The sequence below is a fragment of the Micromonospora sp. NPDC023956 genome, assembly GCF_040639195.1.
Taxonomy (GTDB): domain Bacteria; phylum Actinomycetota; class Actinomycetes; order Mycobacteriales; family Micromonosporaceae; genus Micromonospora.
Window position 1 is genome coordinate 682,901 of record NZ_JBEZZN010000002.1, and the last position, 15,512, is coordinate 698,412.

Here is a 15,512-nt window from a genome sequence, read left to right on the forward strand (position 1 = left end):
GGCCCTCGACGGTGTGCGGTGGTCAGCGCGTCAGCGCTCGACCTCGCCGGCGATGAACGCCTCGACGGCGACGTGCGCGTCGTGGTCGGCGTACTGCACCGGCGGGGACTTCATGAAGTACGACGAGGCCGACAGGATCGGGCCGCCGATCTTCCGGTCCAGCGCGATCTTGGCAGCCCGGACGGCGTCGATGATGACACCGGCGGAGTTCGGCGAGTCCCACACCTCGAGCTTCAGCTCGGCGTTGAGCGGGGTGTCACCGAAGGAGCGGCCCTCCAGGCGGATGTACGCCCACTTGCGGTCGTCGAGCCACGGCACGTGGTCGGACGGGCCGATGTGCACGTCGCTCTTGGCCATCTCGTGCGGCACCTGGGAGGTGACCGACTGGGTCTTCGAGATCTTCTTCGAGACCAGCCGGTTGCGCTCCAGCATGTTCATGAAGTCCATGTTGCCGCCGAAGTTGAGCTGGTACGTGCGCAGCAGCTCGACACCCCGGTCCTCGAAGAGCTTCGCCAGCGCCCGGTGCACGATGGTCGCGCCGACCTGGCTCTTGATGTCGTCACCGACGATCGGCAGGCCCGCGTCCTCGAACTTCTTGGCCCACTCGGGGTCGGAGGCGATGAAGACCGGCAGGGCGTTCACGAACGCGCAGCCGGCGTCGATGGCCGCCTGGGCGTAGAACTTGTCGGCCTGCTCGGAACCGACCGGCAGGTAGGAGACGACGACGTCGACCTGCGCGTCGCGCAGCGCCTGCGCCACGTCGACCGGGGTGGCGTCGGACTCCTCGACGATCTCGCGGTAGTACTGGCCCAGACCGTCGAAGGTCGGGCCGCGCTGCACGGTGACGCCGGTCGGCGGCACGTCGCAGAGCTTGATGGTGTTGTTCTCGCTGGCCACGATCGCCTCGGCGAGGTCCATGCCCACCTTCTTGGCGTCCACGTCGAACGCCGCGACGAACTGCACGTCCGAGACGTGGTAGTCGCCGAAGGTGACGTGCATGAGACCCGGGACGCGATCGTTCGGGTCGGCGTTGCGGTAGTACTCCACGCCCTGTACGAGGGACGAGGCGCAGTTACCCACACCGACGATGGCGACGCGGACGGAGCCCATAGCGTCTGCCTCCTTCTTCCTCATCACGGCCGCTCTTCTTTCCTGGACTCTCCAGGTGGAGGCGGGTTGGTGTCTTCTCGTCGGCCGTCGGCCGTCCCACTGCCGGGGGCGGTCGGGGCCCGGCCGGAGCGCTCGTTGGCGATGAGCTCCTCCAGCCAGCGGACCTCGCGTTCACAGGCGTCCAGGCCGTGGCGCTGAAGTTCCAGGGTGTACGCGTCGAGGCGCTCGGCCGCCCGGGCCAGCACGTCGCGCAGCCCCTCGCGGCGCTCCTCGATCTTGCGCCGCCGGCCTTCCAGGATCCGCAGGCGGGTGGCCTGGTCGGTGCGGGCGAAGAACGCGAAGTGCACGCCGAAGCCGGTGTCGTCGTAGGTCTCCGGACCGGCCTGGGCGATCAGCTGGGCGAACCGTTCCTTGCCCTCGGCGGTGATCTTGTAGACCACCCGACCACGTCGGCTGGTCAGCGCGGGAACCTCCTCGGCGGTTGCCGGCGCCTCGTCGGCCTCGGTGATCCACCCCGCCGCCTGGAGCCGGCGCAGCGTGGGGTAGAGCGAGCCGTAGCTGATGGCCGCCCGGATCGCGCCCAGCTTGGCGGCGAGCTCCTTGCGGAGTTCGTAGCCGTGCATCGGGGACTCCTGGAGCAGGCCGAGGATGGCGAGCTCGAGCACGGACCATCCTCTCTCTCCCCGTGGCCGCGGACCGGGTGGTCGACGCGATGTATCGGACCGATACATCGCAACTTAGCGGCTCACCCGCACCGGGGCAAACTCGCTAGCGGATTCGTGTCGTCACCGAACGTGAGCATTGTCGCTCCCTGAGGCCGGAGCGCGTACCCTTTGCCGCATGCGTACGCAGCGCCAGGTGGTGGACTACTCGCTCCAGAAGCGGGCGGTGCTGCGTGAGGTTCTCTCCGGCCGGGTCGGTACGTACGACGTCTGTGACGCGTCGCCGTACCTGAAGAACGCGGCCCGGTTCCATGGCGATCCGACCGACCAACGGTGTCCGATCTGCCGACGGGAGAACCTCACCCTCGTCCACTACATTTACGGGGACGAACTGAAGCAGTCCGCCGGCCAGGCCCGGACCTCGGCCGAACTACCCGTCCTGGCAATGACTCTGCGTGAGTTCCAGGTCTTCGTGGTGGAGGTGTGCCTCGGTTGTGACTGGAACCACCTCGTCGAGCAGTTCCTGCTCGGTCGGGACGGGCTGGTCGGGGGCGGGGACGACGGGCAGGAACAGGACGCGGTCGGTGGTCCGACCGCGCGACGGAGGCGAGAGGCGCAACGGTGAACTCCGCGCCTCGGCGGCTGCCGACCACGACGACGAGCGGGGCGAGCGGCAGCCAACCGGCCGGATCCCTCCGGTCGGCGCAGATACCGCGGCTCCCGTCCCGAGGACTCGGGCGGGGAGACCGCGTGGCACAGCTCACGGCAAACCGGTGGTGGCGCGTGTGCGTCCCACCGCGACCGGCAGGGTGTGAGGAATGAACTCGTACGGCGATCCCAGTTCCCCGCATGGGCGGGCGCGGATTCCGGGCCCGAACGGCGACCCCGGGTCGGGGGCGGACGACGTGTACCGCCGTCCCGGCGTGGAGGACCGGGGAACCGGATGGTCTTCCGGGCACGACGGGGCGACACCCACCGGCCGGGCCACCCCGACACCGCGGGCGGCCGGGTCGAGTGGACGCGCCTCGGTGTCCGGTTCCGCGTCGGTGTCCGGCTCGGCCTCGGTGGCCCGGGGCGGTGCCTCGGTTCCGCGTCATGGCATGGCCCCGCCGATCAGCCCGCCCCCGTCCGGCTCGGCCTCGGTCGGCCGGGCCGGTGCCGGCCGGGCGTCGGTGCCGGTCCCACCGGCAGCCGGCGGTGCCCCGGCCGGTCGGGCGTCGGTGGGCAACGGCTCCAGCGGCCGGGCCTCCGTGGGAGCGGCGCGTCCGGTCAGCCCCGCCTCGGCGGGGCGGGCGTCGGTGGGCGGCTCCAGCGGTCGGGCCTCGGTCGGCTCCGCCGCCGTGGGCGGCGCGGCCTCCGGCGGGATGGCGGGCCGGGCGACCGTCGCCCGCGCCAGCGTCTCACCCCCCGGCGGCCCCGATCCGGACGCCGGCGGTCCCGCCGGTCCGACCGGCCCCGGCCGACGCAGCCGCAGGGGCGGTCAGGACCCGGACGCCCGGCGGCGGGCGAAGCGGCGCAAGCGGGTGAACATCCTGATCGCCAGCCTCGCGGTCCTCACCATGCTCGTCGGTGGTGGCGTGGTGGGTTTCACCTACTACTCGACCAACGTGGTTCTCCCCAACGAGGTGCCGATGCCGTTGGCGACGACCGTCCTCATGAAGGACGGGAAGGGCCTCGTCGCCAAGCTGGGCAGTGAGAACCGCGAGTTCGTCACGATCAAGGACATCCCGCCCTACGTCCAGCGCGCGGTGGCCGCCGCCGAGGACCGGAACTTCTACGAGCACTCCGGGGTCGACTACAAGGGCATCGCCCGCGCCGCCTGGAACAACTTCACCGGCGGCACCAAGCAGGGCGCCTCGACGATCACCCAGCAGTACGCGCGGAACGCCTACGAGAACATGAAGGACGACACGTACGCGCGGAAGGTGAAGGAGGCGATCCTCGCCTCCAAGCTGAACGACCAGTACTCCAAAGACCAGATCATGCAGCACTACCTGAACACGATCTACTTCGGTCGGGGAGCGTTCGGCGTCGAAGCGGCGGCGAAGGCGTACTTCGGGAAGTCGGCGAAGGACCTCGACGTGGCGCAGGCCGCAGCCCTCGCCGGAGTGATCAAGCAGCCGGTGGCCAGTGGGACCCACCCCGGGTACGACCCGACCAAGGGCCCGGAGGCAGCCAAGGCCGCCCAGGACCGGTGGAACTACGTCCTCGGCGGCATGGTGGAGGAAGGCTGGCTGAAGGCCGCCGAGCGGCCGACCCAGTTCCCGAAGATGAATGCCGAGAAGTCGAACGGCTTCGGCGTGGACTCCCCGCGCGGCAACGTCATCAACTACGTCCGCAAGGAGTTGGAGCAGTGGGGTGTCTGCTCCGAGTCGGGCGCGGCCGGGAAGGTGAGCTGCGTCGACGCGCTCCGTACCGGCGGCTACCGGATCACCACCACCCTCGACCCGAAGATGCAGGCCGCGGCGGAAGCCACCGCGCGACAGGCGGCGAAGGGCTCCGAGCTCTACGACCAGCCGAAGAACCTGATGGCGGCGGTGGTCTCGATCGATCCGAAGACCGGCCGGGTGCTCGCCTACTACGGGGGCGACAACGGTACGCACATCGACTACGCCGGCTTCAACACCGACTCCAACGGCGAACTGTCCGGCGGCCACCCGCCGGGCTCGACGTTCAAGGTCTACACCCTCGCCGCGGCGATCAACGAGGGCATCTCGGTGAATTCCCACTGGGACGCCAAGCCGTTCAAGCCGGAGGGCTTCGCCGACGAGATCGGCAACGCGGGCCGGGACGTCAGCGCCAACGGCCGCTGCAACCGGTGGTGCACGCTGGAGGAGTCGACCGTCGAGTCGTACAACGTGCCCTTCTACCACGTGGCCCACAAGATCAAGCCGGCCAAGGTGCTCACGATGGCCCGACAGGCCGGCGTGACCACCATGTGGACCCGGGAGCCGGTGAAGGCCTACAACCTGATGAAGACCGAGCCGGACGAGCTCTCCCCCTCGAAGTTCGACGAGGTCATCGCCTACGGCCAGTTCCCGATCACCGTCCTGGACCACGCCAACGGCCTGGCGACCCTGGCCAACGAGGGCATCTACAACAAGGCGCACTTCGTGCTCAAGGTCGAGCAGCAGAACAAGGAAACCGGCAAGTGGGAGAAGGTCCCCGGCACCGGTTCGAAGCTCCGCGGGCAGCAGCGGATCCCGCGCGAGGTCGCCCGTGAGGTGACCGCCGTGTTGAAGAAGATCCCCGGCACCATCGACAACGGCCTCGAGGGCCGGCAGGCCGCCGGCAAGACCGGCACCTGGCAGTACGGAAACACCAAGAACAACGCGGACGCCTGGATGGTGGGCTACACCCCACAACTCGCCACTGCCGTCTGGATCGGTAGCAAGGATCCGAAGAAGCCGCAGATCCTCGACAAGAACAAGAACGACATCGGCGGTGGAGGTCTGCCCGCGGACGTCTGGGAACGCTACATGGAGACGGCGCTCAAGGGAGAGAAGAAGATCGACCTCCCGGACATCACGGGTAGGGGCGATGTGAACGCCGGCAACGGCGTCGAGCCTCCGCCGCCACCACCGACCACTCCGACGCCCGGTCAGAACCCGAACACGCCCTGCTTCGACCCGCTGAACATCCTCTGCCGGGACGGCGGGGGCGGGACCCCCGGCGGGCCGGGCACCCCGCCCAACCCGGGCACTCCGCCGGGCGGTCCGGGTGGGCCGGGCGGTCCGGGTGGTGGCGGTGGTGGTGACGGTGCGATCACACCGTCACCCCGGATCACCAACCGGGACTGAATCGGTGGTGACAACGAGGTGACCGGGAGGGTCGTCGCCGACAGGGGCGACCTTTCCTGAGCCCTCCCACGGCGACCCAGGGCTGTGCGAGAACGGCGCCGGTGACCGGAGCACTGCTCCGGCCACCGGCGCCGTTCGTCACGGACGACTCTCGCGCAGCGGTACGGCGCGGAGTGGCGCGGGACAGCCCCGGACCGGGCCTGTCCCGCGCCACCGGTTCACCTGTCGAGGCTGCGGCTACCTGTTGAGAATCGCGGAGTTGAGCAACGTGAGAGCGCGGCTGGTCTCCACCAGCGCCTGGTGGATGGCGGCCGTGACCTGCGGGGCCAACTCGATGGGGCGCCCCTTCTCGTGGGGCGACGCGAGAAGGTGACGGTGCAGTTCCTTCACTCCCGAGCCCGCGTTGATACCGAGGTCCGTGGCCATTCTGGTGATCAACTGCCGGAGCACCTCCAGTGCCTCGGCGGTGCGGCCGGTCGCGTGGAGCGCCTCGGCCAGCCGGCAGTGCAGGGTCTCGTGGTAGGGATAGCCGTGGATCCAGGCTCGGAGATCGGCGATCACGGCATGGTGGCGAGAGCGCGCGAACTCCAGTTCGACGAGACTCTCGATGACCTTGATGCGGTCCTCGTTCCAACGGACCGCCTCGCCTCTGAGGGTGGGGGACTCGACGTCTTCGAGAGCCGATCCCCGCCACAGGCCCAGACCGTCACGCAAGAGTTCTGCCGAGTGGTCGAGTTGATCCGAGTCGCGAGCTCGGACGGCTTTCACCCAGAGTGCTCTGAACCGATATCCGTCAATTCTGTTCTCGTCGATTTCGAGGCGGTATCCCCCGCCGACCCGCACGATCCGCTGTTCGGTCGTCGGTGTGAAATGGCGACGGATTCGACCCAGTCGATTCTGGATCTGCTGGCGCGCCGTGTCGGGTGGTTGCTGGTGCCAGACCGCGTCGATCAGCCTCTCGACGGAGACGGTCTTGTTGGCGTCGAGTAGTAGTGCTGCCAGGAGGTTGCGGTTCCGGGAGCCGGAAACCAGCACCGGAGCCCCGTTCTCCTCGACAGAAACTGTACCCAAGAAATAGTATTGCATTTATCCCCCGTGAGATCATTGAAGACCTACTGCCGACATGATAGCCGATCCTCGATGTGTGTCAAGGGTGTTCGAATGCTCGACAATGGTGGCCGAAATGGTGGTCGAGTAGAAGTCGACCGGCGGTCCGGGTCGAAGTGGCGGACTATTCTCCCGGACGCATTCGGGAAGTGCCGAAGTGCACTCGAACGGGGCGGGGCAGCGCGGGCGGACGAGCAGGACGCCACGGGTGACGGACGTCTGCGACGCCCTCCACCAGGCGCACCGACGGTCGGATGAACGGCCCGCGCCGCGAACCGGGAGTCCCCGAACCGGACGACCCGCACCCGGGCAGGGCCGAATTCCTCACGGACTGTGAAGGGGGCGCGATCCGGCATCGACGTAGTGCAGGATGCTTCTCATGAGCACGCAGCCGACCGCTGGCATCGACGATGTCGAGCGTAGCGATCATCCGTCCCGGTCCGACGGGTTCGTCCGGGGCACGTCCCAGTTCATCGGCGGCCCGCTCGGTGATCACGCGGCTGCCCTGGACCGGCCGGCCGGGTCGGAGCGGCGGTTCTGGACCGCGGTGCGGATCGTGCTCGCCCTGACCTGCCTCACCCTGGCCCTGCACTGGGTGCAGAAGTCGCCCTGCCAGGACGGGGCCTGGCAGAACAACATCCAGTACACCCGGTTCTGCTACACCGACGTGCTCGCCCTCTACTACGCCGAGGGCCTCAACGAGGGCAAGGTCCCCTACCGCGACCACCCGGTCGAGTACCCGGTGCTGACCGGGTACTTCATGGGGGTGCTCGGCCTGCCGGTGCACGCCCTCGGGGTCGACAACCCGGACATCAACCAGGGCATGTGGTTCTACAACCTGAACGTGCTGGTACTCGGCGCGCTCGCGGTCGTCACGGTCGCCGTCATCCTCGCCCTGCGCCGCCGACGACCGTGGGACGCCGCGCTCTTCGCCCTCGCCCCGGCGCTGCTGCTCACCGCCACCGTCAACTGGGACCTGCTCGCCATCGGCCTCGGCGCGCTGGGCCTGCTGGCCTGGGCCCGGAGCCGGCCGGCGCTGGCCGGGGTGCTGCTCGGCCTGGCCGGTGCGGCCAAACTGTGGCCGCTCTTCGTCCTCGGCCCGATCCTGGTCCTCGCCCTCCGCGCCGGCAAGGTGCGGGCCGCACTCACCGCCCTCGGTACGGCGGCCCTCACCGTGGTCGCGGTGAACCTGCCGGTGGCCGTGCCGTACCGGGAGAACTGGGACCGGTTCTTCGAGCTGAACAGCACCCGACCGATCGACTGGGGCACGCTCTGGTACATCGGCCGGTACCTGGACGGGAAGATCAACCCGGGCAGCCCGACCGAACAGGGGCCGTTCGAGTGGTTGAACGCCAACATCCCCATGCTCAACTATCTCTCGTACGCCCTCTTCGGGCTGGCCTGCCTCGGCGTGGCCGGACTGGCGCTGCTGGCCCCGCGCCGGCCCCGGCTGGCCCAACTCGCCTTCCTCGTGGTGGCCGCCTTCCTGATCTTCAGCAAGGTCTGGTCCCAGCAGTTCGTGCTCTGGCTGCTGCCCCTGGCGGTGCTGGCCCGACCGCGCTGGGGGGCGTTCCTGGCCTGGCAGGTCGCCGAGGTCTGCTACTTCGCCGCGTTCTACGGGGAACTGCTCGGCTCGGCGACCAGCCGGCCGGTCTTCCCGGAGGGCGTGTTCGTGCTGGCCTCGACGCTCCGACTGGCCACGGTGGCGGTGCTCTGCGTGCTGATCGTGCGGGACGTCCTGCACCCCGAACGCGACCCGGTCCGCGCCACCTACCCCGACGACCCGGACGGCGGGATGCTCGACGGGGCACCGGACGCGCCCTGGTACACCCGCTGGCGGCAGCGATCGGCGGCACCGGATCCGGAACCGGTCGGCGCCGCCGCGAGCTGACCTCGGGGCGGAACCGGTCGGCCCCGCCGCGAGCTGACTCCCGGGCGGGGCACCGCGCCCCGCCGGAGCGGTGCGCGGACCGTACTCAGAGGTGGAAGACCACCGCGTCGCCGATCTCCTCCCGGCGGATGCCGAGCGCGTCGACCGGCAGCGCGACGGCGGTCTCGAACGGGGTGCCGGCCGCCTGCCCGTGCGGGACGACCACGGTCCGTACCCCGAGCCGCCGCAGGTAGTCGACACTGGCCGGGTCGGGGAAGGTCCGGGTCGCCTCCCGCGTCTCGGCCAGCTTCACCGGGGTGAACCCGCTGCCACCGTTGACCACGTCCTGGAACCGGGTGGTCGTCCAGAGCATCACCGGCTGGTCGAGGTTCTGCCCGCTCGGCAGCACCAGCACCGGCCCCGGCACGGTCCGCATCGCCGCCGGTTGGGGCGGCACCACCGGATGCGGCGTGGCGTTCAGCCCCTCCACGACGACCAACAGCAGCGGCAGCAGGGTCGCCGTCCGCAGCCAGGGTCCGGGCCACGGCGGGATCCGCTGCGCGGCGATCTCGCGTACCCGCATGGCGAAGGCGGTGAGCGTACCCGCGGCGAGCAGGCCGAGCAGCAGGGTGGTCCAGAGCATCAGTCGACCCGGCGTCCGGATACCGTCCCAACCGGGCAGGTGCTCCACGAGCGGGACATAGGTGAAGGTGCCGCCGAAGAACCGGGTGCCCATCGCCAGCACCATGCTGACCAGTACCCCGGCGAGCAGCAGCAGCCGATGGCGCAGCCGCCACACCGAGAAGAACAGTCCACCGAGGGCGAGCGCGTAGAGCACGAAGCCCGGCAGCAGGGTCATCTCCGGATGCCACGGCAGTGCCGCCCGCGCCCCTTCGTGCAGGCCTCCCCAGATCCGCGACTCGGCCGGCGCGGTCAGGAAGCCGTGGGCCGGCGGCGAGTAGATGTCGATGTCGGCGATGCTGCGCCGCGCGTTCGGGTGCTGTTCCGCCACGGTGAAGTACGGAATGGACAGCAGCGCGCCGGTCGCGGCGAAGACCAGACCGCCGACCACGTCGGTGATCAGCAGCCGGGCACCGAACGGGTGCCGGACCGGCCGGATCCAGTACCGCCGCAGGTACCAGGTGAGCGTGGCGACGAGCACGATCCCGGCCAGCACGTACGCGAACGGCAGACCGATGCCGAAGCCGAGACTGAGCTGCCAGGCGGCGACCAGCCAGCCGGCCAGCGCCCACCCGGCGTGCCGCCGCTTCGGGCGGTAGCCGTACCGCAGCGACCAGCCGTGCCCCCGGGCCAGCATCGCCAGCGCCAGCGGGATGCCGCCGTTGGAGATGACGTGCAGGTGACCGGCCTGTGCCAGCAGCCACGGCGCGTACGCGTAGCCCACCCCGGCCGCCGCCGCGCCGATCCGGCCCGCGCCGAGCTGCCGGGCCAGCGCGTACGCCCCCAACGTGGCCAGCGCGTGCGCGAGCACGAAGAGGATGTTGTAGCGCAGTACGGCGGCCTCGGGGCCGGTGCCGATCATGCCGGCCGGGGCGTACCCGAGCAGGGTGTCGGAGAAGGCGAAGCTCCACGACTCCGGGTAGAAGGTGTTCGCCTGCCATAACTGGGCCGGATCGGTCAGCAGGATGTGCCCCGACCAGGCGACCTGCCAGGCCTGGAGAGCCGGGTCGTAGAAGTCCTGCGGGATCGTGTGGAGCGGGTAGCGCAGCGTCGGCCAGGTCAGCAGGACGGCCAGCACCACCGAGCCGAGCGTCGCCAGGGTCCACTCGTGGACCAGGAACCGGCCGACCGCACGGGCCGCCCGCCGGAGCCGGCTCGGCACGGTTTCCGGGGCCGGTCCGAACGCCTGCCAGGGGTCCGACGGCTCACCGTCGGTGCCCTGGGTGCCGTCCTTGCCGTCCTTCGTCCCGCTGTCCTGTGCGCTGCTCTCCTTCGCCCTGCGGTCCCTGCCGCCCTTGACCTTGCCGCCTTCGGCCTTGTCGCCCTTGCTCTTGTCGCCTTCGGCCTTGCCGCCCTTGCTGCCCTCGGCCTGTTCGCCGTCGTCGGTCTGCCCGTCGTCGGGATCGTCCTTCGCGGTCGGGGTGTCCTTCGGGCCCGGAGTCTCCTTCGCCGTCGGGGAGTCTTCCGGGCTGGGAGCGTCCTTCGGGGCCGGGGTGTCCTTCGGCGGCGGATTGTCGTTCGGGGCCGGGCCGGTGGCCTCCGCACCCGGCACGGTCGCTCCCGTCGTGGCCGGGTCGCCGCCGGTTCCCAGCCCGGGGCTGGTCCGGGTCGTGTCGGACGTCCCGCTGCTCATGCCGGCGTCCCGCCCAGGTGCTCCCGGAGGAACGCGATGTCGGTGCCCTGCCCGTCGGCCCCGCCCGGCGTCTCCACGATCACCGGGGCGTCGGCCGCCCGGATGACCGCCACCACCAGCTCCGGGTCGATGGTGCCGCCGGCCAGATTGTCGTGCCGGTCCCGGCCGGACCCGAAGCCGTCCTTGGAGTTGTTGGCGTGGATCAGGTCGATCCGGCCCGTCACCGCCTTCACCCGGTCCACCAGGTCGAGCAGGTCCTCCCCGCCGGCATGGGCATGGCAGGTGTCCAGACAGAACCCGACGTCGTAGCCGCCCACCGCGTCCCAGAGCCGGGCCAGGGCGTCCAGCCGCCGGGCACAGGCGTTCTCCCCGCCGGCGGTGTTCTCGATCAGGACCGGTACGCCGAACCCGCCGTTCTCGGCGGCGTACGCGAAGGTCTTGCGCCAGTTGTCGAAGCCGACCGCGATGTCGTCCCCGGCGTTGACGTGTCCACCGTGCACGATCAGCCCTTTCGCGCCGATCGCGGCGGCGGCGGAGGCGTGGCCGAGCAGGAGCTTGCGGCTCGGGATCCGGATCCGGTTGTTGGTCGTGGCGACGTTGATGACGTACGGCGCGTGGACGTAGACGTCGACCTCCGCGGCGCGCAGGCGGTCGGCGTCCTCCCTCGGCTTCGGTGCCTTCCAGCCCTGCGGGTCGGAGAGGAAGAACTGCACGGCGTCGGCGGCTCGGGACGCCGCCTCCGCGAGCGGGTCGGCCGAGTCGACGTGGGCTCCGATACGCATGCAGGCGAGCCTACGTGGCAGCCGCCGCCGTCGGGTGACGGCAAGGGCGTCGCGGAGCCTGCGTCGCGCCGTCCCGGGGACCGTTCCGACCCGCGTCACCCCGGCCCGGAGTGATCGTTGGTCTGGGGGGAGCCGACGATCCGCGTCAACCGGGGCGCCCCCTGCACCCCGCGTCGGCGTTGGGGCGGAGGGTGCGCCCACGCGTCGCCCGGGAAGCCGACCCGTCGATCGGGATCCGTACCCAGAAATTAGGGCAATTAAGTCAACAGGCGACAAGGTCTGATGTAGCGTCAGGTAACAACACGATATAGCTCCGCGGGGCGCTTCCCGTCCAACCTCATCGGTGTGGTCGTTCCTCCCCAGGTCCCACCCAAGGAATGCGGACGGGGCGCCTCGCGGCCCAGTGGATCAGGGCCCTCTTCCGTCGTGTGCGACGAGCGGAAGAGGGCCCTGATTCCGTGGTCGGCCCGATCCCTGGGCCCTCTGCCGAACCGGCACCACCGGTCCTCCGGCTGTCGTGCCGGTCCGCCACGCGGCGGGCCCGACCGTCGCGGGCATGATCGTCGAGACCAGGTATCCTTGCCCGGTTGCTCGCCATCGGCTGGGTTCCCCCAAGCCGGAACGGGCACGACGCACGACCTCCTGCCACGGAAGGACCGTGGCCGCCTAGCCCACAGGAGGTGAGCACGTCTTGCGTCATTACGAAATCATGGTGATCCTCGACTCCAGCCTCGAGGAGCGCACCGTCGCCCCGTCGCTCGACACGTACCTGAACGTGATCCGGACCGCGGGTGGCTCGGTCGAGAAGACCGACGTCTGGGGCCGCCGGCGCCTCGCGTACGAGATCAACAAGAAGACCGAGGGCATCTACGCCGTCATCGACCTCCAGGCGACCCCGGCAGCGGTGGCCGAGCTGGACCGTCAGCTGCGGCTTAACGAGTCCGTGCTGCGCACCAAGGTCATCCGGCCGGAGATGCGCTAAGCGTCCACCCCCCCGGTTCGCCCGGATCGAACTCGTCGGCGCTGTCATACGGCTCTGCGAGCCTGTACAGCGGCTGACGAGTGTGCGAGGAGAAGGTCATGGCAGGAGACACCACCATCACGGTCATCGGTAATCTGACCGATGATCCTGAGCTGCGTTTCACCCCCTCGGGTGCGGCGGTCGCCAAGTTCCGGGTCGCTTCCACGCCCCGGTTCCTGGACAAGGCCTCCGGCGAGTGGAAGGACGGCGAGCCGTTGTTCCTTCCGTGCACCGTCTGGCGTCAGGTCGCCGAACACGTCGCCGAGTCGCTCCAGCGGGGCAGTCGGGTGATCGTGTCCGGGCGACTGAAGCAGCGGTCGTACGAGACCCGCGAGGGCGAGAAGCGCACCGTCATCGAGCTCGAGGTCGACGAGATCGGCCCGTCGCTGCGCTACGCCACGGCGAAGGTGCAGAAGATGTCCCGCTCCGGTGGCGGAGGCGGTGGCTTCGGTGGTGGTGGTGGCGGGGGCCAGGGCGGCGGAGGCAACTTCGACGACCCCTGGTCCTCGGCTGCGCCGGCCCCCTCCCGCGGCGGTTCGGGCGGCGGAAACTTCGATGAGGAGCCCCCGTTCTAATGGCGCCGAGCGCCCGCGATCGCAAACCAGGAGCCCGAGCAATGGCTAAGGCTGCGGCACTTCGCAAGCCGAAGAAGAAGGTGAACCCGCTCGACAAGGACGGGATCACCTACATCGACTACAAGGACACCGCGCTGCTGCGCAAGTTCATCTCCGACCGCGGCAAGATCCGCGCTCGGCGGGTGACCGGCGTCACCTCGCAGCAGCAGCGCCAGATCGCCCGTGCGGTCAAGAACGCCCGTGAGATGGCGCTTCTGCCGTACACGGCCACCACCCGCTGAGAGGAGGCACCGAAATGAAGATCATCCTGACGCAGGAGGTGTCCGGTCTCGGTGCCCCGGGCGACATCATCGAGGTCAAGGACGGCTACGGCCGGAACTACCTGCTTCCGCAGGGCTTCGCGATCGCCTGGACCAAGGGTGCGGAGAAGCAGGTCACGGTGATCAAGCGGGCCCGCTCGGCCCGCGAGATCCGCGACCTCGGCCACGCCAGCGAGGTCAAGACGCAGCTCGAGGGCCTCAAGGTCAACCTGAAGGCCCGCGCCGGTGACGGCGGGCGGCTCTTCGGCTCGGTCACCCCGGCCGAGATCGTCGACGCCGTCAAGGCGGCCGGCGGACCGACCCTCGACCGGCGTCGGCTGGAGCTGCCGGGTCACATCAAGTCCCTCGGCTCGTACCCGGTGCGGATCAAGCTGCACCCGGAGGTCACGGCCAAGTTCGACCTGAACGTGGTCCAGAGCAAGTAGCCACGGCACCACCCGCGAGAGGCCCGCACCGACCGGTGCGGGCCTCTCGGCATCCAGGCAGTCCGCTCCGTACGGGACGGATCAACTCCGGGTAGGACAGTTCAACCGATCGGCTCGCCGGTCACCGCGCTGATCAGCACCGTGGACAGGCCCCCGCCCACCACCGACGACGCCATCGCCAGCGTCGCCGTCCGCCAGGTGGTCCCGATCCGCCGGAGCAGCACCGCCACCAGCAGGCTCGTCACCAGCGCCAGCCCGAACCGTGGCCCCCCGCCGACGAACGAGTCGATCGCGTGCGCCCGTGGTGAGTCGCAACCACCACCGGCGAGATCCGTGACGCAGCCGGCCGGTACCTGACCGTTCATCGTGAGCAGCCAGACGAAGACCGCCAGCGCCGGCAGCACGTAGCAGCCGACCGTGTAGAGCAGCGACCGGAGCCCGTCGGCCGGATCCGGATCGAGCAGGTCCTCCTCGATCCGGGTGGCCCGGGGCACGCTCCCGTCCCCGCCCGGACGACGCGACACGGCAGCAGGACGACCCGCCGGCCCGGCCGCCGGAACGGGAGACGTCGTCGGGGTCGGAGCGTACGGCGGCACCGGGCCACCGGCGGACACCGGTACGGGGCGACGTCCGGTCACCACGGCCGGGTGCTCCCACTGCCCGGTGTCGGTGAACTCCGCCCACCGGTCGCGCCCGTCCGACCACCCGCCCCGCCCCGGCGGCGTCGGACGGTCCCAGACGTGGACCCCCGAGGTGTCCCAGGCATCGGCGACGTACGGCGACGGGCCGGGTTCCCCGGTCGGCCGGTGCCAGGCACCGTGCCCCCGGGCCGGGAACGCCGGACCGACCTCCGGGGACCGGGACCCGCCCGGCGCCTCTCGGCTGCGCGGTACCGGCCAGGGGGACCCCGATGGTCCCGCCGGCCGGATCGGATCATCCACCCCGAACGATCCCGGCCTGGGCGATCCCGGCCCGGACGTGCCCACCCCCGATGGCCCCGGCCCGGACGTGCCCACCCCCGGTGGTCCCGCTCTGGAAGGCCCTGCCCCGGACGGCCCTGCCCCGGACGGCCCCAGGCCCGACCGGGGCGACGGCGTGCGGCGGTGCGGGCCGGGTGCCGGACCGGGAACAGGATCATCCTCCGCCCGGCGGCTCCCGACGTACCCGGACGTGCCGGACCGGTCGGCGGGCCGCCACCCACCGGTGTGGGTCGACCAGCCGGTGCCCGAGGCCGGCAGCTCCGCTCCCGTCGGCTCCCACCAGCTCGTCGTCCCGGTGCGCCGGTGCCCGTCGCTCTGCCAGCCGAGGTCGGCCCGGCGCGGGACGTGGTCGTCGTCCGCCCTGTCGTGCCGGTGCCGGCCGCCGCCACCACCCGGATCCGGCACGCTCCCGTCCCGTGCCCACCGGGGCACATGGTCGGCCGGCTGCGGCTGGCCGCGCTCCGCGGCACGGCGTCGGCTGCTCGACCCCGGAGCGGTGGGGGCGGACTGATACGGCTCGGCCGGTGCATTCCACGGGGACATCGG

Annotated in this window: 13 protein-coding genes; 7 read left to right on the forward strand and 6 right to left on the reverse strand. The window is 70.6% G+C overall.

The window, feature by feature from the left end:
• Positions 1-30: 30 nt before the first annotated feature.
• Positions 31-1,110 (reverse strand): inositol-3-phosphate synthase, encoded by a 1,080-nt coding sequence (locus AB0F58_RS05655; protein WP_357138315.1) that lies wholly within the window; start codon positions 1,108-1,110, stop codon positions 31-33.
• A 23-nt stretch (positions 1,111-1,133) separates the two neighbouring features.
• The gene (locus AB0F58_RS05660; protein WP_357138318.1) at positions 1,134-1,775 is read right to left on the reverse strand and encodes a PadR family transcriptional regulator; all 642 of its coding nucleotides are present in this window, start codon (positions 1,773-1,775) and stop codon (positions 1,134-1,136) included.
• Positions 1,776-1,950: 175 nt separating this feature from the next.
• Between AB0F58_RS05660 and AB0F58_RS05665 the strand changes: the two genes are divergently transcribed.
• Both AB0F58_RS05665 and AB0F58_RS05670 read left to right on the forward strand, forming a co-directional pair.
• Positions 1,951-2,397 carry a DUF5318 domain-containing protein gene (locus tag AB0F58_RS05665; RefSeq protein ID WP_357138321.1) on the forward strand — a complete coding sequence of 149 codons (447 nt, stop codon included), beginning with the start codon at positions 1,951-1,953 and terminating at the stop codon, positions 2,395-2,397.
• 193 nt (positions 2,398-2,590) lie between these two features.
• A complete protein-coding gene (locus AB0F58_RS05670) occupies positions 2,591-5,572 on the forward strand; it encodes a transglycosylase domain-containing protein (protein WP_357138323.1) in 2,982 nt (993 codons plus the stop codon).
• 237 nt (positions 5,573-5,809) lie between these two features.
• On the opposite strand, the gene AB0F58_RS05675 is transcribed toward AB0F58_RS05670, so the two are convergent.
• The gene (locus tag AB0F58_RS05675; protein ID WP_357138326.1) at positions 5,810-6,658 is read right to left on the reverse strand and encodes an AfsR/SARP family transcriptional regulator; all 849 of its coding nucleotides are present in this window, start codon (positions 6,656-6,658) and stop codon (positions 5,810-5,812) included.
• Positions 6,659-7,058: 400 nt separating this feature from the next.
• Between AB0F58_RS05675 and AB0F58_RS05680 the strand changes: the two genes are divergently transcribed.
• Positions 7,059-8,570: a glycosyltransferase 87 family protein gene (locus tag AB0F58_RS05680; protein ID WP_357138330.1), complete on the forward strand. Its 1,512-nt coding sequence runs from the start codon at positions 7,059-7,061 to the stop codon at positions 8,568-8,570.
• An 85-nt stretch (positions 8,571-8,655) separates the two neighbouring features.
• On the opposite strand, the gene AB0F58_RS05685 is transcribed toward AB0F58_RS05680, so the two are convergent.
• Together AB0F58_RS05685 and AB0F58_RS05690 are read right to left on the reverse strand one after the other, a co-directional pair.
• On the reverse strand, positions 8,656-10,863 hold the full coding sequence (locus tag AB0F58_RS05685) for a hypothetical protein (RefSeq protein WP_357138333.1): 2,208 nt from the start codon (positions 10,861-10,863) through the stop codon (positions 8,656-8,658).
• On the reverse strand, positions 10,860-11,645 hold the full coding sequence (locus AB0F58_RS05690) for a deoxyribonuclease IV (protein ID WP_357138336.1): 786 nt from the start codon (positions 11,643-11,645) through the stop codon (positions 10,860-10,862). Before AB0F58_RS05690 ends, AB0F58_RS05685 begins: the two co-directional genes overlap by 4 nt.
• Before the next feature lie 691 nt (positions 11,646-12,336).
• On the opposite strand from AB0F58_RS05690, the gene rpsF reads away from it, so the two are divergent.
• The 4 genes from rpsF to rplI all read left to right on the forward strand — a co-directional run bounded on the left by rpsF (position 12,337) and on the right by rplI (position 13,986).
• Positions 12,337-12,627, forward strand: a complete 291-nt coding sequence (gene rpsF / locus AB0F58_RS05695; protein ID WP_091453967.1) for a 30S ribosomal protein S6 — start codon at positions 12,337-12,339, stop codon at positions 12,625-12,627.
• A gap of 80 nt (positions 12,628-12,707) precedes the next feature.
• Entirely contained in the window at positions 12,708-13,241 is a 534-nt protein-coding gene (locus tag AB0F58_RS05700; protein ID WP_357138340.1) for a single-stranded DNA-binding protein, read from the forward strand.
• 41 nt (positions 13,242-13,282) lie between these two features.
• Entirely contained in the window at positions 13,283-13,522 is a 240-nt protein-coding gene (rpsR, locus tag AB0F58_RS05705; protein WP_013289355.1) for a 30S ribosomal protein S18, read from the forward strand.
• A 14-nt stretch (positions 13,523-13,536) separates the two neighbouring features.
• Positions 13,537-13,986 carry a 50S ribosomal protein L9 gene (rplI, locus tag AB0F58_RS05710; RefSeq protein WP_357138344.1) on the forward strand — a complete coding sequence of 150 codons (450 nt, stop codon included), beginning with the start codon at positions 13,537-13,539 and terminating at the stop codon, positions 13,984-13,986.
• A 101-nt stretch (positions 13,987-14,087) separates the two neighbouring features.
• On the opposite strand, the gene AB0F58_RS05715 is transcribed toward rplI, so the two are convergent.
• On the reverse strand, positions 14,088-14,480 hold the full coding sequence (locus tag AB0F58_RS05715) for a hypothetical protein (protein ID WP_357138347.1): 393 nt from the start codon (positions 14,478-14,480) through the stop codon (positions 14,088-14,090).
• Positions 14,481-15,512: the final 1,032 nt, after the last annotated feature.